Consider the following 19262-nt stretch of genomic DNA (forward strand, 5'->3'; position numbering starts at 1 on the left):
ACTCTCGGCATCCGACGGGCAGGGCAGGGGCTTTCCTGGCCTACAGTCCACTCGCCTTGGTGAGATTGACACGGAAACGATCGCGTCTGCGCTGATAGCGGCGAGTCATTTCGGCGGAGGCGTGGCCGAGTTGCTTTTGCACATAGCGTTCGTCGACCTCGGCCGACGAGGCAAGGCCGGCGCGCAATGAGTGGCCAGCAAACTTCGCCTTCCGTTCGCCTTCTGGCAAGTCGCCGCGGATGCCTGCGGCAAGTGCGGCGCGCTTGACCAGCCGTGCCACCTCCTGGTCATTCAATCTCTCGGCGCCGATGGCCTTGCCTTGCCCGGTGACACGCCGGAACAGGGGGCCGTAACCGATCCTCGCCAGTTTGAGCCAGGTCTGCATCGCGACAACCGGACAGGTAGCATCCGATGAGCCGCGGCCGATCTCGACCTCACGCCAACCGGTCTTTCCGCGCAGTGTGACGAGAACACCTTTGTCCAAAACCTCGATCCAGCCGCGGCCGTCCTCGGTTTGATCCCTGGCAACGTCGAGGCCGACGATTTCGGAGCGGCGCAGGCCGCCAGCGAAGCCAAGCAACAGCATGGCACGGTCGCGCAGGCCGCGCAGCGTGCCGCGGTCGAGGGTCTCGAGCATGGCAATCAGGTCTTCCGGGAGAATGGCTTCTTTCTGCCGGGGAGGGGAGGCGTGGCTGTTGCGAATTCCGGCCAGCACAGTCGCGATATGCCGGTCTTTTCTGTCCAACGGCTGGCCACGCTGCGAAAAATTCCAGGTCAGCGAAGAGAGACGGCGCTCAATCGTTGAGACGGAGTTCGGTTTCTTGTCTCCTGTTCCCTTACCGGACGCGCAGGCGGTGATGTAAAGGCCGACGATCTGCGGATCCGGTGGCAGGAGGTCAACATGCTGACGCCTGCACCAGGCGGCAAAGTGCTTCCAGTCGGATGCGTAGGCGCGACCGGTGTTGATTGAACTCGCCGCCTCGACATAGTCGCGGGCGCGGTCGGCGAGGCTTTCCAGATGCGCGGGCAGGGGAGGGGCGTCTTGCGGCTCGTCTGGTGTCCGCCCCATTTCCATGACCAGGTCGATGATGTCGGGGAGATTATCGTTTCCCGAACCTGCAGATGATTCCTGACCGTCATCAGCCATCGTCATGCTGCCTCGACATCTGTCTTGGAAAAGTCATTACCGATGAAAAGGAGCGGCTCATCCGAGCGTTTTGCCAATGCGTAGGAGACGCAATCGGCAAAGTTCAAAGCGGCCGGATGATGGCCCTTGCCGTAGGAGAGCCAAGCTTGGGTGGCCAGATCAACCAATTCGGAGTCAACGGGAATGATGTTGGCCGCGATCTTGTGAAGCCAAAGATCGATCTCAGCCAACGCGTGTTCGCCGCGCCTGCTGACCAGCGCCATGCGCGCTTCGAGCACACAGGTCGCCGCAACCAGACGGATTGGATCGGAGACAAGTGCCGTTTCAAGCCTTGCTGCCTCGGGCTCACTGCACAGGATCGCCACCATGGCTGAGGTGTCGATCACAATCAGTTGGGAATTCCGTGTTCGTCGTAACCGATGATCTCCTCGTTCGTGCGATTATCCAGATCGGGCAACCGCGCCAGTCTCTCCCGGATCGCGCGCAGTTCCGCGAGCAGACGCTCCTGCGCAGTGTCACCGAAACCCAGGCGATGCAGGCGCTCGCTCAGGGCCTGATGAATGGCCGCAGTCTTGCTGATGCCCTGGCGGCGTGCGAGCTCGTCGGCGAGGGCGACGGTTGCCGGATTTTTGATGTTGAGGGACACGACAGGCTCCAAAAGTCTACCTTTCTGGCAGTTTCTACCCAGCATTTCTAGATTGTCAATAATGAATGATAATGCAACATTATCGCTCGTTTTAGCCGCGCGACAGGCTGTGCGTTTTGATGCGAAATTGATGGCAGAAAGCGCACGGCCGCTTTACCCTCTTCAGCAATGATTCGCCTCGATCCCGCGACCGCCAGTCCAGCCGCGCCGCCGACCGTCCCGACCTGGGCGCTCGCCGGCGGCGCGCCCAGCGACGCCGACGCCGCGTTCCACGCAGGCGCCGCACTGGCTTCAATCGACAGCCTTGCCCGCGCGCAGCCTGCCTGGGCCGGTGCCTGGCGCCAGCGGTTGGCGCTCAACTGCGCCGCTGCCAGCATGCGGCTTGCCGGCCGAGCCGAGGACGCGGCCGCCTTGCGCGATGCCTGGCAGCTGTGCCCGGCCGGCGCCGACTCCGGTCCCGCCGGCGCCATCTATGGCGCATGGCGGCAGCTCGCCGTGCAGCCGCCCGCCGCCAGCGCCGATCGGCTCGGAAAGATTGTCGAGCAGCTTGGCCTCCATTGGGACGGCGCGGCGCTCGCTGTGGTGTGCACGGAGATCGAAAAACTGACGGGGTCGCGGCGGCCGGCGCCGTTCGCCGCCGCGGCGATCGCCACTCAAATTGTCGCCATTAGCCCCGATGCCGAGCTCTTCGCCTGGTGGCTGGCCGACCAGGTGCTGGCGCAAAGCCTGCGCTGGCCGCGGCCGCTGCCGCTCCTGATGGCGCGGGCTTTTGGCCCGGCCTTCCGCACAGAGACCGGCGGCAGCAAGCGGCTCCGACCCGGCGACAAAGGTTTTGAGCGCGCGGTCTGCGTCGCTCTGGTTCAGGCGGGGGCCGATGCCTGCCGGCTGGCCGCCGAGCTGTCACGCCGCGCCGAAAAACTCCTGGCCGTGGCGCCAAGGCTGCGCGCCAAGGGCGCCGGCGACGTGATCTTTCTGCTGCTCAACGAAGACGCCGTCTCCGGCTCGCTGACGACCAACAACCTGTCGCGTTTTGGCTCGCGTCGGCTGTTCGAACGGCTGCAACATCTGGAGGCCGTGCGAGAGCTGTCTGGCCGCACCAGTTTCCGGCTGTTTGGGCTATAACGATGAGCCAAGCGTCCGCCCGCCGCAAGTCGATCGATCAGCCAACGCTGCTTGACACCGAGCTAGATCACCTGCCGCCAGACCTGCGCTGGCGCGAGTGGATGGGCCGCGTCGAAGCGGTGATCTTTGCCGCCAGCGAACCGGTGACACGTAGTGTCCTCGCGCGGGTGGTGGGGAAGAACTGCAATCTCGAGCTGATCATCGACGACATCCGCGCCGAACTCGCCGGCCGCCCCTATGATTTGGTGTCGGTCGCAGGCGGCTGGCAGCACCGGACTAAAAAGGCCTTTGGAGACATCATTCACGCCGCCTTTGGCACGGCCGGGAAGGGGACAAAAGAACTGTCGCAGTCGGAGGCGCTGGTCTTGATGTGCATTGCCTATTTCCAGCCGATCACGCGTGGCGAACTGTCCAGCTTCTTTGGCAAGGAGGTGTCGCGCGATCTGATCGGCGTGCTACGGGGACAGGAGCTGATCGCCTCGGGCCGCGCAGCCCGCAGCCGGGCGCCCCCTACACCTATGTGACGACGAAGACTTTTCTGTCGCAGTTCGGGCTGGACACGCTGCGCCAGCTGCCGGATTTCGAGGGGCTCGAGGACGCAGGGCTGCTGTCGAAGGAGAAACTGCTGGCCGGCGACATCATGCCCGAGTTTGCCGATCGGGATGACGAACAGGTTGAGTAAAGATGGGGCGCGAAGAGGCTTTGCGATGCGCTCCGCGCCGGAGGCGGACCCCAAGCCGGCTTGGTTTCCGCTTCGCCGGTGCTGCCATTGCGCGCGCTCTAGCAACCTGGGGCAGGCCCATAGAATTTGAGGCCGCCGCTCCCGCGTGGGTTCAACGTCGGCCTGATCAGGCCGCGATACCCAGATTGCGCTTTAATCTTGACCAGAAATTCGGCAGGACAAACATAAAACACGCCAATAGGGTTCCCCAAATGGCCCGCTTCCATGGATGCTCTGAGGCCAATGCGTCGCTGATGAAGAACATCCAAACGATGATCACAGAAAACAGCCACGCCGGCGTGGCCTCTTCGCCGGGTGGGGGGCGAACCCCGGCCGGGACATGAAAGTCGCGGAGAGACTCGCTGTTTGCGTCGCCGCGCGCAAACAGACGTAACATGCTGCAGGGCGGAAGCGCGCGTCGGAAAAGGCGCCAGCGGGCGAGCGGCGCGAGGCGAGGCCGATACACCCGCGGCTTGGCCGCAGCTTGTATGTCGTATAGGCGGAGTTCCGCCTTGGCCACACGATAACCGTGACGCAACAGGGCTTCCGTTCGGCGCTGGTTGAAATTCAGTGTTCCTGTCAAGAGACCGCCCAGTGAAACGCGCGGAGCGAACACAACGATCTTAACCCGGCTGAGCCATGCATTCAGAACCTCCGGTGCTTGTGGCATTCTCGGACCGTCGGCGAACAAAGTCTGGATCAGGACGTTTCGAGTATGTTCCTGCACGTCGAACGGTCCTGGCCGCAAGCGGATGAGCCACAATTCATCAATCTCATGGGGAACCATCGGAAAGACTGGCGTGTTATCCGCAACGCCGCCATCGACGTACGTCTTGTTGTCGATAACCGCGTGGCTGAAAATCCCGAATGGCAATGCAGCGCTGGCATAGCCGAATTGCGCCTTAAGATTGGCTGGCGCTGCGTGCAACGCAGCGTAATGAGCTTTGAACACTCCGGGCGTGGGCAATGCAAAGTGCGGGGAATTTGGTGGAAATTCCCGCGCGACCGTCACGTAAGTCGGGATCCGCAGATCCGACTGGAGGAAGCGAGCAACCTGTGTGTAGAGAAGCTTTCCTTCCATCAGGGTCGTCTCGATCCGGACAGGCAGGCGCATCACCGCCAGGATGGCGCCGCACACCAGCAGCTCATTGAGTCCGATCCGGATCTCGCGCGTGACCAGGCCGGCAAATGTCAGAACCAGCCAAGCCACCGCGACAAGCAGCCTTGTGGTGGCCAGAAGGACGATGCCGTCAACAATGAGCTGTCTTGTGCGGTTGTCCCAGCCTACAACGGGCAGTTCATTCGCAAAGGCGCAGAGCGCAACGATAGGAATGCACAGAACTGAAATCAGCTTTCCCCAGAAGGGAAGCACGTCAATGTACAAGAACCAGGCTAGCAATCCGACTCCGAGCGAGAACACGACGTCGCGTCCAATTTGCGGTCGCCCCTCTGGATCAACATTTTTTACATAGCTGACGAAGAGTTTGCCCGCGACGCAAGCGACCTTGATCAGACGACGCAAGCAACCATCCGGCGAACGTCCAAAAAAGCCGCTGTGGTCGATCTCCTTCCAGGCCTTGATCCCCTCTTCGACCTTTCCGGTCGACCAGATGATGGCGCACAGCCCTCCGGCCGAGGTCCCCGCAACAGCGGAGAATTCGATCTCTCGGTCTTGGAAGGCCTTCATACAACCGAGGGCGAAGGCACCCTTTGCACCACCCCCCTCGATCACCAGTCCGCGCCGAACCGATTTGCTCACTGTCATCGCTTACCCCACGAAGATTGCGGACAGCTGTTCTTGGAACCGTTGGTTTTGAATGACTTTGCGCCTGCAGCATTGACAAAGCAATGTCTAACGATTGGCCTCATCTTCTTTCGTTCTGCAGAAGTGCTTGAGGCCGCCTCAAGCACTTGCTAGTCTTGCTCCGTCAAAGCCGGCGTGGGGACGCTTGTGGGGTTTCGCTATCGAAAGTCGGTGCGGCTTGTGCCGGGCGTTCGCCTGAACGTCACAGGCAAAGGCTTGAGCAGCGCCTCATTCGGCAAACCCGGGGCCACGCTGAACATGGGCCGCCGGGGTACGCGTAGCACGGTCGGGATACCAGGTTCTGGATTTTCGTACTCCTCGGGAGGGGGCAAGTCCTCTTTGCTTCCGGGTCTCATTTTCGCAGCGCTCTTTGTACTGTTCTATCATGCCGCCCGCGGCAGCCGGACCGCCCAAGTGACTCTGCTGCTCATCGGACTTGGAGCAGTCGTCCTGTTCGTGTCCGGAGGGCATCCAGAAAGCGGATCAGCCGATAGTAAGATTGTCGCCCTTCAGGTGCCAACGACAGCAACAGAGATGCGACCAACGTCAAGCTCGAACGCGCCTATCACCGCGACAAACACGACGAAGCAGGATCAGCCGGAGACCACGACGAATCCTACCGTGTCGGTAGCAATTGAAACGCCGGCAGCCGCTCAGCCTGACCCCATTCAGGAAGCCGCGCCGTCTGTCGGCGTCGGGCCTTCAGTCTCGAGCGCTTCGGTGTCGGCGGAGCCGAATGTCGTTGTGCTGAAAACCGCCAATGTTCGGTCGGCGCCCTCACTTTCTGGTGCTGTTTTGGTCCAGTTGCCCGCGGGAACGTCATTGAGCGTCGTCGAGATCAGCGGACATTGGGCAAAAGTGCGCCGAGGCGACGATGTTCTGGGCTGGATCAACCAGACACTGCTTGATGGCGCGCCAGAGGTACCCCCTGCCACAGCCTATTCCCAGTAACAACCAGAACCATCGCCGGAGCGGCTGTAGGCACTGCGCCCACCGCACAGGCTGCCGTCAGCCATGAGGTCGTAGGGGCAGTCACACTTGCCTGCATAAGGATCTCGCACCGGATCGCCCCTCACACTTCTGGGCTTGATCCTCTGGGCGGATTGCGAGGGCTGGCTAACGGATGGGTTTGACGGCAATGACACCGGCGTGACGGCGGTTAGATAGCCTTCCTGGATCCAGCCAGCCTTGGCGGAAACAGTGACATTGTACCAGCCATTGTCCCAATTGTTGGTCTGAATCAGCTCGCCCACGCCGAGCGTCTCCAGCACTGGCGCGGAGGGATCAGGCGCTCCGCGGACGCGAACCTTTGCGGTGGTGTAGAGCCACTGGACCTTCGGGCGATTTATGTCCGGAGACTTGTAGGCGATGGACGTATTCGACGGCTGTGTGGGAACCGATCGTGGCGTTTGTGTCGGCGAGAGGGTCGTACCAGGTGAGGACGACGGCTTTGTCGAAAGCTTGGCTGGGGACAGCCACCAGCCCACCGCGCAAACCAAGGCAATCGCCCAGCCAATCTTTTCTTGGCGCCCCATAGCCCTCTCCAAGGCAATACAGAGCAGATCAATGGAGGAAAGTCGAATCGGTCCAGGGATTCGTATCGGCAAGTGATTTGACAGCAGAAACAGCGACTCTATAGAAGTGAGTTGGGCGATCAAAGCGGGGGGATATGGGTGCGGGGAGCCGCGCCGATCATTCCCTTTGCGCAACGGCGAGACGTGGCCAGGGCGGGATTGCCCGCCCATTGGTCTGGCGTGTCTGAGTTAAGGGGGGTAAATAGTGTCTAATCCATTCGATCAGGTCCCGTTCGGGGCTGCCGAGTTCGCCGACAATCCGGAGCCACGGTGTCCTTGCCTGCTGTTGCTTGACACTTCCGGTTCCATGCAGGGTCGGCCCATCGAGGCGCTCAACCAGGGGCTCGTTGCATTCAAGGACGAGCTGGCGACTGACAGCCTAGCAATGAAGCGCGTTGAAGTGGCGATCGTGACGTTCGGACCAGTGAACACAGTTGCTGAATTCCAGACCGCTGACCTTTTCACGCCGACGAGGCTGTCGACCACGGGCGATACGCCTATGGGTGCAGCAATCGAGCATGGCTTGGAAATGCTTCGGCGCCGCAAGGATGAATACAAGGCAAACGGCATCTCGTACTATCGGCCTTGGGTGTTTCTGATCACGGACGGCGCGCCGACCGATAGCGTGGTGGCCGCCGAACAGGCGATCAAGGCGGGTGAGGCGGCAAAGGCCTTTTCATTCTTCGCCGTCGGCGTCGAAGGTGCCAACATGGACATCCTTGCGAAACTATCGACCCGGCAACCCTTGAAGCTGGATGGGCTCAAGTTCCGGGAACTGTTTTCCTGGCTCTCCGCCTCTCTCTCGGGCGTGTCCCAGTCGCAAGTCGGCCAGACGGTCGCGCTGCAGTCGCCGGCGGGCTGGGCGGAGGTTTGATGTCGTGGCGGATTGCGTCGGCGAGCGCAATCGGCACCTCGCATATCTCCGTCGGTAAGCCCTGCCAGGACAATGCCGTCCATTCTTTGCTGGATGGCCCCGAAGGCCAGGTTCTGACGGCTGTCGTGTGCGACGGTGCTGGCAGCGCCGCGTATTCTGAGGTCGGGTCCTGGCTTGCCAGTCAGACCCTGCTGGAGCTGGTCTTCGTGCATTTCGCGGAGCAGGGGACCGTAAGCCAGATCAACCGGGACAAGGTTCTCGGCTGGGTGACCGACATTGCGGAGCGCATCTCCGCCCACGCCGATGGCCTCGACCATTCTGCGAGAGACTATGCCTGCACGCTACTCGCCGCGATCCTCGGACCGGACAGCGCCGTGTTCCTGCAGATCGGGGACGGGGCGATGGTGGTGTCTCATGGCCAGGAAGACGGATGGTCCTATGTTTTCTGGCCACAGCACGGCGCCTACGCCAACACCACCAACTTCGTAACTTCGCCTGGCCTCGCCGACCTGCTGGAGTTTGAATTCGCGCCGCGGCGCATCGACGAGGTGGCGCTTTTCTCGGACGGCATCGAGAACCTCGTGTTGCACCAAGCCTCACGCAGTGTCCACCAGCCGTTTTTCGACGCTATGTTCCCGGCAGTCAGAAATTCATGCTCGCCCGGCGAAGACCCAGAGTTGTCCAGCGGCCTAAAGGCCTATCTGTCCTCGCCGCGGATCTGCGAGCGCACGGACGATGACAAGTCTTTGATCCTGGCGAGCCGGTCGACATCCCAACCGGCGCCGGTGCCCCAATGACGACGCCGAAGCCATTAGAGGTCTTCACGCTGTGTGGCGAGGTCATCAAGCTCGGCGCGCTGGTGGGCCAGGGTGGTGAAGGCGCCGTCTATGACCTGGCCGTCCATCAGAACCACGTTGCGAAGGTGTATCACAAGCCGCTCGACCAGCAACGGATCGACAAGATCCGTGCAATGGCCAACATCAAGACCGATATGCTGGAGAAGCTGACGGCTTGGCCGTCGGGGCTTATTTGCGCGAAGGATCGTAAACCGATCGGCCTGATCATGCCCAAGATCAGCGGTCGCAAAAGCATCCACCAGCTCTACAGCCCAAAAAGCCGGCGCACCGACTTTCAGCGGGTTGACTGGCGCTTCCTGGCGCGGGCCGCCGCCAATACAGCGCGAGCCTTCGCCGCAGTGCACGACAACGCGTGCGTGATCGGCGACGTCAATCACGGCGGCATCCTGGTTGCTCAGGACGCGACCGTGCGCCTGATCGATTGCGATAGCTTCCAGGTCTCCTACCTCGGCCAGCAGTATCTTTGTGAGGTCGGAATCGAGACGTTCACGCCGCCCGAACTCCAGAATAGGCCGTTCGCCGGCATCGTGAGAACCCCAAACCACGACAATTTTGGGTTGGCCGTTCTGACCTTCCTGCTGCTTTTCATGGGCAGGCATCCATTCGCTGGTCGTTATTCCGGGCCGGAAGACATGCCGATCCCGAAAGCGATCGAGCAGTACCGGTTTCCATACGGAATGAACGCTGCAGCCGTAGGGATGTCACGGCCACCAAGCACTCCCGAACTGTCGGTGGTTGGCCCCCGGCTTGCTGGAATGTTCGAACGCGCATTTTCGAAACAGGGGACAAGCGCCGGGCGGCCTCTAGCGCGCGACTGGATTGCCGCTCTCACAGAGTTCGAGGCCAACCTCAAGCAGTGTTCAGCAAACTCAAGTCACTGGTCGCTGGGCGGCTCACTTTGCCCTTGGTGCAAGATGGAGGGCTCGACAGGGGTACCGCTGTTTTCGACGGTCCTACCGGCCGGCGGCGGCACGCTGTTTGACATCGTCAACTTTCAGCGTCAGGTGGATGCCGTTACCCACCAGGGCCAGGCACCGACTATCGCGCATAAGGCGGTTTCAGCGTCTCCCGAGGCCGAGAAACTGAAGGGCCACGCTACCAAGGCTAAGCTGATCGCTGGGATTGCCGCCGCTGTGATGGTGGTGATCGGAATAGCCCTCGGGGGCCAGATTTGGTTCTTCGGCGGAGCCGTGGGGTTGTTCCTCATTCTGAAAGGTGCTTTGGGCAAGGACAAGGAAGCTGCCGAGTTCCGGCGCCTGGCTACGGAAGCCGCAGCGCAGTGGGACAAAGCTCACGCGACGTGGCTCGAACGGGCAGGCGCGGGAGCGTTCGAAAAGCAAAAAGCGCAGATCGCCGCACTGCGGCAGGAATGGGACAGCCTGCCATCAAAGCGAACGGCGAAGCTGTCCGAGCTTGAGCGCAACCAGCGGAAGGTCCAACTCGACCGGTACCTGGATGGTTTCGAGATTGCCCACGCCAAGATCGAAGGTGTCGGCCAAGGCAAGAAGCAGATCTTAGAGTCATACGGGATTGAAACAGCCCTCGATGTCGAGTGGAACAAACTGATGAACGTTCCAGGCTTTGGCCCCAAGACCTCCCATAAAGTGGTTAGCTGGCGCACGGGCCTAGAACGCCGGTTCGTCTTCGATCCCAAGAAGGCGATTGACCCGCACGATATTGCGCAAATCGATCAAGCCATACTGGCGGATCGAAAGCGGCTCCAAGGCGCCTTGGTTACCGGACTGGAGCATCTAAAACAGATTAAGATTCAGGTCATGGCAGTCCGGGAGCAAACCCTTGCCGACATGGAGCGGCTGCGCCTGGCCGCTGATCAGACCGCCGCGAACGCAGCAGTGGCATCAACCTAGAAGCACTCAGTGGCTGGGGGAACTTTCCGGCCTTACTGATCGAGGAAAAACGCCGCGGCCTCGCGGTCGCGGTCACTGATAACATAATGCGCGAAGACGCTGTTCTCGGTCACTGATCGGTCGAGAAGTGCCGCGAGGAGCTGGAGCGCCCGTTTTTGCTGTGCCGAGAGGTTGTGGCGATCTCGGATCAGATCGTTGTTGCCCGTGAGGCAGATATAGGTGAAGAACTTGCCTATGACCCCGGCCAAGACGTCCGAGAGCTGGATACCTGTCTCATCGTGGGATGTTGCGAAACGATAGTTCGATAACGGCCTGTTCCCATCCATCAGCCGCAGGCTATCGAGATAGGCTTGGATACCCTCCTCGGCATCGAAGATGTGGCTGGCATTCTTCAGCATCGACACACGCTCAAGGTAGAATGGCCCGAAGGTCTCGATCAAGACGTTCGCCGTCTCGTCCTCCAGAAAGGGCAGGGCATCGAGGTCGGCCGCGATCTGCAAAAGGCCGTGCAACATGTTGCGGTTGGCGGCGGGAAGCAGGCTCCCGCGTTGCACGAGCAAGTCCTGGATTTCGGCTATGAACTCTCGGCGCCTGGCTGATCCGACGTCCGGATAGGTGTATCGCTGAAACACGTCGACAACATGATCGTAATCATGCCGCAGGATCGCATAAAGGTCGTTCTTGAGGGGCCGGTTCAACGGATACAGCGCAACTTCGCCGGACTCGGCAAGAATCGAGTCGACGATATCGACAGTGGACCAATAGAGCGGATCGAGAATGGAAAAGTGCGCATATAGCTCCTCGTTGGAGAGCCAGTCGAGGAACGCCGTGAGTTTAGGAGTGGCAAGAACGTCCAGGAAGCTGCCTGAAGCGATGTGCTTCAGCTTGATTTCCTTGGCACTGGCCTGGATTTTAAGTGCGGACCGCAAAGTCTCGATCGGGATGGGCCGGGTCGGGCCCTTATGGGCGACGCCAGCGACGACGAAGCATTTCGGATCCCGTTCGTTGAGGCCATCGGCGCGAACGTGCAGGCGACGGATGTTGTTAGTCTCGTCGTAGTAGATCGTGTACGCGTGGTCGACCTTCTCAAGCCCGTGGAGCGCGATCATTGGATCCCTGAGGTCATTCACGTCGGTCATCAATCGCGTTCTTTCAACAGGCTACTCGCGGCGAGGTTTCGACGCATCTGGTACTGGGCCGCCATGCCTATCGAGGACACGCGCGGCGATTCGAGTCTCGAGATGGTCCTTTCGCTGACGTTGAAGCGATCGGCAACAGCTTTTCGCGGACAAGAGGAAGCTCCGAGAGATAGACATATCCGAGCTCGGGAGATCCCATGCCGAGGTCGCAAAGGCCGCAGGCGATATCGGGATCGTCTGGATCAAGCTCGGTGAGGAGCCAGGTCGCGCCGGCGTCGGGTGTGAAGAGTTTGGCGATCGGCTCGAAGTCGATTTCGGCAGAACAAGAAATTTCTTATACGGGGGTTTCGCTCTCCTGCGAAGCGTCGCAAAACCCGGTCATCAAGATCGAATTCGGACCTGGAAGGCTGGGGGTGCGCATGAAACGAGGCCATAGGCCGGTGTATGACCTGATCGCGGCGATGCCGGTTGTCCTGACGGCGTGCTTTTTCGGGTTCAGCTTTCTCGCGCACTACGCGACCCAGGACTGCGAAGTAGTTTTGCCGACCTTCTTGTGCGCCCACAAGGATCAGTTTGAGTTCGGGTGGTTCGATACCTACCAGACATTCATCGCTGCGATGCTCGCGCTAGCAGGTGCCGGCTGGGGCGTGGCGGCGATCAATCGCCAGATGCGCCAGGACTGGGAGTTCGAACACGAAAGCCGCGAAAGCAAGCGGGCAGCGGCGCGCTCTATCCTTCCTTTGGCGTTAAGCGCAGTCAGCGAATATGCGGAGGAATGCGCCCACCTCCTGACGGACTTAATCGACAAATGTGTCGGCGGTGCACTCCCTACTGCAGCACGGCCCCCTGATTTGCCGGCGTTGCCGCTGGACGCCCTAGATGCCATCAAGGAGATGACCGAGTACGCGCTTCCTTCGGAGCGCCAAGTGCTCGCAACCCTGGTTGCAAAGGTGCAGGTTCAGCGGGCTCGCCTGATAGACGTAACATCAGCACGGGCTGGGCGCGGCCCGACAATGATTCTTGACCTAAATCTCAACCGCTACCTTGCGGATTCGGCCGAAATCCACGTCCGCGCCGGAGCGTTGTTCTCATTTGCCCGGAATGCAGTTGCTGTCATTGAGCAGCAAGACATCGGCGCCGACGAGATCGTCACCGCCCTCAAATTGACCACGAATTTCGACGACGACGACATGTCGCCGACCCTTAGAGGTGTCATTGAGACGGCGTATGGGCCCATTGGTGACCAAGGGTAGGCTCATCGTGCCGTTCTCGGGCGGGCACGGTTTTCAGTCAGCCGTTCTTGCCGTGATGTCATCGAGCAGCAGATGGATCATCCCCATCAATGACCCTCCGTCGGTCGCGCTGTTCCGGCACGCCCTCTATTAGCTGCTCCGTCTACCCCAAACTAGTCTAGGTCTTTTGCGCCGTGGGCCTAATTCATCAGCTCAGAATCCTGAGTTGTGCCGGGCAATAATGCAACGAATCCGGTTTGGCTCTGACCGCAACGGAGCGCTCCGGCCCCCATTTGGGGCGGTGCGAGTCAATCTGAGGGCAGGATCGGCACGATTTCTCCCGTGGTCATGTATACGATCGTACCGCGCGGCGCCGAGGTTGCCCGCAGGTATCGCTGCAACTGCTGAACATACGCAGCCCGGTGTAGGTCCGTGTCGCGATCACTTTTCCAGTCCAAGACCTCAAGGACGTTACCGTCCTCGATAGCGATCGCATCGACGCGGCCAGCGAGAAGATTGTCGGGGGCCAACTCAGCCCAGACGGACAGCTCCGGTACGAGGACAGGCAGGAGACGCTGTACATAGGGGAGTCGGTACGTCTGCAGCGCCGTCGCCGCGAGTTCGCTCGGAATCGGGAGCTCCTCTGTGGGCTCCATGGCAAGAAGCTCGTCGCGAAGGCGCTCGGCCCGAACGGTAAGATCGTCCTGAGGCGAGAGTTCTCCGGTCAAAAGCTCTTCCATGAGCTTATGGAGGATCAGCCCCCGAATCCTGCCGGCGCCGATCGGCTCTACATATTCGAATGTGCCGCCCGGCTCGACAGCCATGGCGGGGGTGAGGATCTCCGCTCGATCGGCGTCATGAACGCTGGGGTTCATCCAGCGCAGCGCCGGCGTCGCGGCCCGGACGATTGCGGCCTGCCGGGCAAATGTCTCGGCGTCCTGTGGAACCACCACGGCCTCGGGACGGGTGATCGGTCGTGGCTCGAGCGCATTGAATTTCAGCTCCCCGAGGAGGTCGAATCTGAGATTGATCAGTTTTGACCACGCAGCCGTCCCTGCCGAGGAAAGATAGGGAACGATCAACAGGTCTCGGGCGCGCGTGCACGCAACATACCACATGCGCTGATTTTCCAGCGCCTGGCGCCGCGCCTGCTCGTCGCGAGCAAGCGTAAGCGCAGAGGACGAAACGCCCCCGATGACCCAGTGTAGCGTGTTGTCGGAATGGCGATGCACAAATCGCTCGGGTGGCCTCGCCTGTGTCCCCATGTTGATCGGGATCACCACCGGCCATTCGAGACCCTTCGCACTGTGAATGGTCACGATCTCGATCGCATCTCTCGATGCATCAATCCGTCCTTCCTGGCGCGAGGCGCGGCGATCCCAGTCAAGTTGGAGATGGCGAACGAAGGCCCTTAGCCCTCGGACGTCAAACGCACGTGCGAGTTCAACAATCCGATCAAGATTGGCAAGCGAGCGCGCGGCTCGATTGTTCCCGCTGCGCGCCGAAAGCGCGACACGCAACTGAAGCTGCTCGATTGCCTCGGCCAAAAGTACTCGAGGTGTTGTGACGTTCACGCGCGAGCGAAGCTTTTGCAACGTCTCCAAGACGGAGCGCCCGACGCGATGCGATACCAGGGCCGGTGGCGTTGTGATGTCGAACAGGCCGGTGGGAGAGGCTTCGGCTCCGGCTTGATGGACGTCTTCGGCGATGTCGAGTAACTCTTCGTCCGCGAGGCCGACCATCGGTCCGCGCATGAAAGCACCGAACGCAAGCCGATCGCGCGAATCCGCCAGCGCACGCAAGAGCGCCAGGACGTCCTGGGTTTCCTGCTGCAGGAAGAGCGTCTTGCCGGCCTGCGACGCAACGGCGAGCCCGAGTGATTCCAGCGCGCGTTCGTAGCGCCAGAGCTCGGTACCGGTCGGAGCCAGGAGTGCGATGTCCCCCGCCTCTAGAGTCCGGCGCTCTCCGGTGTGCTCGTCTTCGATCTCGATAGCGCCGATGAGCTTTGAGCAAATTTCTGCAACGACGGCCGCCTCGTCATCCCGCTGCTGGGCCATTTTCGCCTTTTTGCCGTCACCTACGGCCACGTGGGACGCGCAGGCGAGTCCATGCAATGCTCCCTCGCGGGTGGTGGTGAGTGCGCCGTAGCTTGGCTGTCCGTCTGCATCGAGAACTGGCTGGAACACGCTATTCACATAGTCGATGATGCCTGGCTGGCAACGGAAGTTGGCACCGATACGGATGATTCGGTCATCGCCGAGACGGGCGATAGCCTGCTTGGCCTGATTGTAGCTATCGATATCGGCGCCGCGGAACGCGTATATGGATTGCTTGGGATCGCCGACGACAAACAGCGCCCCATCACGAAGGTCCGCTTCCTGCCAACGGTCGGGCATGCTGCGGGCCGAGATCGAAAACAGGATACCGGCCTGGATCGGGTCGGTGTCCTGAAATTCGTCGACGAGGATATGCTTGAAACGTTCGCCTACCGTGGTCCGAACGATATCATTGGTGGTGACAAGGGCATGCGCGCGCTGCAGCAAATCATCAAAATCGAGCACCGCGGCGTTTTCCTTGCGTTTGGTGTAGAGTTCCGTGACCGGATCGAGGGCGCGTGACATCTGGCCAACCATGGCATCGCCGATCTGGCCGAGCAGCTCGGCAAATTGTGTCACACAGGTGCGAAAATGCTCGTCGGCCTGCTGGGAGAGTGCTGGCCCATCGGTTTTTCCATAGGCCGATTTCCATCGACCAAGATTGCGCGGCTCGGTGAAAGTAAACTCGTTCCATTTCATCGACGCCGTGTGCGGCGGGTCCGCGAGCTTCCATAGTCGGGAGAAGCTCGGCTCTGTCTCGAAGCAGTTCTCGTAGAATTCGGCGACGGTCTCGAACTCCTGGATCAATGATCCGGTGCTGCGCTCCTTGGGATAGTTCGCTTGCCAACGCCGAAAGGCACGCACGCTTTCGACAAAGTCGATGTCCTTGCGCAGCGAGAGGTCGACCGGGACGGTACCGGCGCCGGGGTGCGGCAGCTTGAGCTTGGCAAGATCGAAGCTATCCTTGACGACCTTGAGCGGCTCGAGCTTGGACAGGACAGCGACTGGATCCTCATCTTCGTGGGTTCCGTGGGAGAGGCGGTCGAACAGCCAGCCCGAGATGACGCCCTCAAACATCGCATCGGCGGTGGGCGCATCCATCATCTGTGATCCGGGGTCGAGCCCCGTTTCGACGGCGTAGGCCATGATGATCTGCTGGCAAAACGCGTGAATCGTGCATGCGGTCATTTCGTCGAAGGCATCGATCGCCGAGCGGAGGACAGCCCTTTTGTCATCGAGCAGCTCAACATTGACAGCGCCGCGCAGGACCTTCGGGATATCGCCCGCCAGCAGTTGCCTTGCATATTCGCGAATGCGCAGCGACAACTCACTGGCGGCCAATTCGGTGAACGTAATCGCTGCGATGCTGCGAGGTGGTGCACCGTTCAGCATCAGCATGACGACGCGGCCCGCAATCAGAGATGTCTTGCCCGTGCCCGCGGCCGCTTCGACCAGCAAGGACTTGTCGAGTTCGGTGAGAACACGATTGCGTTCGACGGCATCACTCAGCATCACGGCTCCGCCCAAAGTGGAGCGAGCCTTTGCTGAGCGGCGTTGAAGCTTTCCTGCTTGCGACGTTGATAGCGGTCGAGCGCTGCCGGCAGCGCGATTCTGAGGTCGTTATAGCCTGCAAAGGCGTCTGGTCCGGGATAAGCGACGCCATTCCTGAGCCCTTCGACCGCGATGTCGATGAAGCGCAGCAGTGTTCCCTCCGCTCGCTCGAGAGTGTCACCATCAAGGCCTGCTGCAGGCACCGTCGTGTCGAGGTATATGAGCCGAGCGATGATGGTGCTTGCCTCCGGGATGAGTTGCTTGATCGTGATGGCGTAGAGCGCGCGCTGAACTTCGGCGCCGCCGTCCAGAATCACGTCACGCACGTTGCGCGGCGTCGTGCCGGTCTTGTAGTCAGACATTCGCACGCCGAGGCGGTCGGGCTTCACATCGACGCGGTCGATACGGCCCTTCAGACGGATGCCGGACTGACCGATCACGACCTCCTGGCGTTCGTCCCAGGGATCGGAACGCTCCGCCGGCGATTGCGGATTGCCGAAGGGGATCTCGCTGAAGCTGCGGGTCCCCGGGCCGAAGCGTTCGTCGATCGTCAGGCCGCGGCGGGCGCGCCGTCGTGCCTCGTCGATGGTATCGAGCCACAACAATCTCGGAGGCACCGCCTGGGTCAGCGGCCAACGCTCGGCGATGTCGCGTGCCGCCGCGCCAAGGGCATTTTCGATTTCTTCTGGCGTTGCCCCGACAAGGCTGGGGGTGGGTTCGATGCGCTCGATTGCTAGCCGCAGCAACTCATGCACCAGGTCGCCGAACGTAACGGGATCGAACTGCAACGGTTCAACGGCAAGTTCGGGAGCGGTCATTGCCAATGCTCGCAGCCAGACAAAGCCGAGCGGGTCGCGCAGCAGGCGCCGCACGGAAGTCGCCGATTGCGGCATGTTCAGCGCGCGGACAACGGCTGGGTGGTCTTTCCTATACCCGCCATCATGGGGCGTGGGCTCCAGCCTGCGTGTCCAGTCCGTCCAACAGGATATGACGCTCAGGATACGCGGCAAGGCGAGCGCATCATCAGGACGAGCAAGTAGGCGATCCACCTCGCTGAATGCGTGTTCCGGCGCCCTGGTCCGGGGACGCGGACGCTCAGTGACCTTCCGTTGCAGCAACGCGCTCCTGGCTAGAAACGCGCCGTCGGCTGAGCGTCTGCTCCGCGATAGCATGACGCTTGAGCCAGGGTGACTTACGAGAATCTCGAAGGCCAGGCGGTCGCGTTCGAGCCCGGGAAGGTCCACCAAGTCATGCTCGCTGAGCACGTGATCGGGCAGGAGCGGGTCTGCGCTATCGCGGCGCGGCCAGCTTCTGCTCGAGAGACCAAGCAGGCGCATGTGCTGGCGCGGTGCACCAACGAGCTCGGTCGCCCTAGCCCAGACGATGTTGTTGGCGGGATCGCTTTCGTCGGCGATACGCATCGACGCCAAGGTCATTCCCATCGCAGCTGACGGCCCCAGGCGAAGCGCTTCTTGCCAGAGTCCGAGACTCTTGCCTCGCAGGAGCGTCTCTCCAAGTTTGACCGACGCTTTCGGTCCGACCTCCAGGTCACGCAACACCGGCATGAGGGTCGCCGCGATGGATGAACTATCGGAACGCGAAAGTGACTCGAGGCTACGGGCCCAATGTTCCGGTTCAAACAGACCGGCTTCGGTCGGGATGCCTTTCATCCAGTCGGCCGGAAGTGCCTCGGACAGGTAGGGGGAGAGCAGCGACAGACGGCGCACACGATCTTGCGACAGGCCATTGATCATCGCGTCTGCCAACGCCGCACAGGCCTGACCGGCACGGGTGCTCAGTGCCGAAACGCCGCTGGCAAAATGGATCGGGAGATCAGCGTCCGCGGCGAGGACCAGCATGTGGTCATCCCACGTGCCGAGATCGGCGCTCGTAATGGCGATGTCGGAGGCCTGTGTTGTCCCGTCGCTCAACAGCTCGCGAGCCCAGCGAAGTGCCTCGACGACCTCTGCTCGAGGATCGGCGCAAACGTCGCAGATTAGATCTTGGGGAGGCCGCATGGCGGTGGGCAGAATCGTGCCGGGAAACCAGCTCCGGTCGCGTGTGCCGGGCGCATCCCATGTGGTTTGGACGACCGCAGCCAGGGCCGCGATGAGCGGCCGCCAAAGCGGGTCGATCGAGATCAGCCTGTGGAAATGCAAGTCGCCAACGGTAGCGCGGGCACGTCCTGCGCCCGCGATCGCTCGGTCGCGAAGATCCCGGGGCAGCAGCGCGCCCATCGGCAGATGGCTGCGCAGATAGGTTTCGATGCGCCCCAGGTCGCTCAGACGGGCGCTCGCGTAACGCGGATCGTCAAATCGAATGTCTGCGGCCCATACTCGTGCCAGAGTCGCGATCACGGCACGCGCCATGCCCGGTCGTGTCTTGACCGGTTCCAGCTCTTCAAAGGCAAGCTCGGCGAGAGCTTGAGCAACGACTGGGACAAGGATCGCGCGGTCCGCGGGCCGGCTGAACCCGCCAGCGAGGCGGGCTGCGACTAGCGGGAGCGTTGCGATATCGCGACCGTGGTTCCCCGCACGCGCCGCCGCTATGCGTTGCATGCGAAAGGGAAGGGTGCCCTCGACTATGACGGTGTGACGGTTCATTTTGGCGGAAAGCATCTTATATGCGGCT

Annotated in this window: 15 protein-coding genes and 2 pseudogenes; 8 read left to right on the forward strand and 9 right to left on the reverse strand. The window is 61.3% G+C overall.

Annotated elements, in window-relative coordinates:
* Positions 1-40: 40 nt before the first annotated feature.
* Genes ABVQ20_RS29725 through ABVQ20_RS29735 form a run of 3 tightly spaced genes read right to left on the reverse strand, consistent with a single transcriptional unit; the run spans position 41 to position 1793 of the window.
* The gene (locus ABVQ20_RS29725; RefSeq protein WP_354463268.1) at positions 41-1153 is read right to left on the reverse strand and encodes a site-specific integrase; all 1113 of its coding nucleotides are present in this window, start codon (positions 1151-1153) and stop codon (positions 41-43) included.
* Positions 1150-1536, reverse strand: a complete 387-nt coding sequence (locus tag ABVQ20_RS29730; protein ID WP_354463462.1) for a type II toxin-antitoxin system VapC family toxin — start codon at positions 1534-1536, stop codon at positions 1150-1152. Before ABVQ20_RS29730 ends, ABVQ20_RS29725 begins: the two co-directional genes overlap by 4 nt.
* Complete coding sequence (locus ABVQ20_RS29735; RefSeq protein WP_354463269.1) at positions 1536-1793, reverse strand: type II toxin-antitoxin system VapB family antitoxin; 258 nt, start codon at positions 1791-1793, stop codon at positions 1536-1538. Before ABVQ20_RS29735 ends, ABVQ20_RS29730 begins: the two co-directional genes overlap by 1 nt.
* 168 nt (positions 1794-1961) lie before the next feature.
* Between ABVQ20_RS29735 and ABVQ20_RS29740 the strand changes: the two genes are divergently transcribed.
* Positions 1962-2915 carry a DUF1403 family protein gene (locus tag ABVQ20_RS29740; protein ID WP_354463270.1) on the forward strand — a complete coding sequence of 318 codons (954 nt, stop codon included), beginning with the start codon at positions 1962-1964 and terminating at the stop codon, positions 2913-2915.
* Between the two features lie 2 nt (positions 2916-2917).
* Positions 2918-3597: pseudogene (gene scpB, locus ABVQ20_RS29745) on the forward strand (SMC-Scp complex subunit ScpB).
* Positions 3598-3763: 166 nt separating this feature from the next.
* Here scpB and ABVQ20_RS29750 read toward each other — a convergent pair.
* The gene (locus ABVQ20_RS29750; RefSeq protein ID WP_354463271.1) at positions 3764-5401 is read right to left on the reverse strand and encodes a patatin-like phospholipase family protein; all 1638 of its coding nucleotides are present in this window, start codon (positions 5399-5401) and stop codon (positions 3764-3766) included.
* Between the two features lie 186 nt (positions 5402-5587).
* On the opposite strand from ABVQ20_RS29750, the pseudogene ABVQ20_RS29755 reads away from it, so the two are divergent.
* Positions 5588-5746 (forward strand): annotated as a pseudogene (locus tag ABVQ20_RS29755) (DUF4236 domain-containing protein); the annotation flags it as partial.
* 108 nt (positions 5747-5854) lie between these two features.
* The gene (locus ABVQ20_RS29760) at positions 5855-6391 is read left to right on the forward strand and encodes an SH3 domain-containing protein (protein WP_354463463.1); all 537 of its coding nucleotides are present in this window, start codon (positions 5855-5857) and stop codon (positions 6389-6391) included.
* Here ABVQ20_RS29760 and ABVQ20_RS29765 read toward each other — a convergent pair.
* The gene (locus ABVQ20_RS29765) at positions 6379-6693 is read right to left on the reverse strand and encodes a hypothetical protein (RefSeq protein ID WP_354463272.1); all 315 of its coding nucleotides are present in this window, start codon (positions 6691-6693) and stop codon (positions 6379-6381) included. The two genes, ABVQ20_RS29760 and ABVQ20_RS29765, sit on opposite strands and share 13 nt — an antisense overlap.
* A gap of 526 nt (positions 6694-7219) precedes the next feature.
* Here ABVQ20_RS29765 and ABVQ20_RS29770 point away from each other — a divergent pair.
* Genes ABVQ20_RS29770 through ABVQ20_RS29780 form a run of 3 tightly spaced genes read left to right on the forward strand, consistent with a single transcriptional unit; the run spans position 7220 to position 10613 of the window.
* Positions 7220-7888 carry a vWA domain-containing protein gene (locus tag ABVQ20_RS29770; protein WP_354463273.1) on the forward strand — a complete coding sequence of 223 codons (669 nt, stop codon included), beginning with the start codon at positions 7220-7222 and terminating at the stop codon, positions 7886-7888.
* Positions 7888-8685, forward strand: coding sequence for a PP2C family serine/threonine-protein phosphatase (locus ABVQ20_RS29775; protein WP_354463274.1), 798 nt, complete (start codon positions 7888-7890; stop codon positions 8683-8685). Before ABVQ20_RS29770 ends, ABVQ20_RS29775 begins: the two co-directional genes overlap by 1 nt.
* Complete coding sequence (locus ABVQ20_RS29780; RefSeq protein ID WP_354463275.1) at positions 8682-10613, forward strand: helix-hairpin-helix domain-containing protein; 1932 nt, start codon at positions 8682-8684, stop codon at positions 10611-10613. Before ABVQ20_RS29775 ends, ABVQ20_RS29780 begins: the two co-directional genes overlap by 4 nt.
* Before the next feature lie 32 nt (positions 10614-10645).
* Here ABVQ20_RS29780 and ABVQ20_RS29785 read toward each other — a convergent pair whose 3' ends face one another.
* Positions 10646-11752, reverse strand: a complete 1107-nt coding sequence (locus ABVQ20_RS29785; RefSeq protein WP_354463276.1) for a DUF3800 domain-containing protein — start codon at positions 11750-11752, stop codon at positions 10646-10648.
* Positions 11753-11819: 67 nt separating this feature from the next.
* Entirely contained in the window at positions 11820-12083 is a 264-nt protein-coding gene (locus ABVQ20_RS29790) for a DUF2958 domain-containing protein (RefSeq protein ID WP_435528456.1), read from the reverse strand.
* Here ABVQ20_RS29790 and ABVQ20_RS29795 point away from each other — a divergent pair.
* Positions 12004-13005, forward strand: a complete 1002-nt coding sequence (locus ABVQ20_RS29795; protein WP_354463277.1) for a hypothetical protein — start codon at positions 12004-12006, stop codon at positions 13003-13005. The two genes, ABVQ20_RS29790 and ABVQ20_RS29795, sit on opposite strands and share 80 nt — an antisense overlap.
* A gap of 287 nt (positions 13006-13292) precedes the next feature.
* Here ABVQ20_RS29795 and ABVQ20_RS29800 read toward each other — a convergent pair whose 3' ends face one another.
* Both ABVQ20_RS29800 and ABVQ20_RS29805 read right to left on the reverse strand, forming a co-directional pair.
* Positions 13293-16592 (reverse strand): UvrD-helicase domain-containing protein, encoded by a 3300-nt coding sequence (locus ABVQ20_RS29800; protein ID WP_354463278.1) that lies wholly within the window; start codon positions 16590-16592, stop codon positions 13293-13295.
* Entirely contained in the window at positions 16592-19249 is a 2658-nt protein-coding gene (locus ABVQ20_RS29805) for a PD-(D/E)XK nuclease family protein (RefSeq protein WP_354463279.1), read from the reverse strand. Before ABVQ20_RS29805 ends, ABVQ20_RS29800 begins: the two co-directional genes overlap by 1 nt.
* Positions 19250-19262: the final 13 nt, after the last annotated feature.

Origin of the sequence: Mesorhizobium shangrilense, from assembly GCF_040537815.1 — a bacterium.
GTDB classification, from domain to species: Bacteria; Pseudomonadota; Alphaproteobacteria; order Rhizobiales; family Rhizobiaceae; genus Mesorhizobium; species Mesorhizobium shangrilense.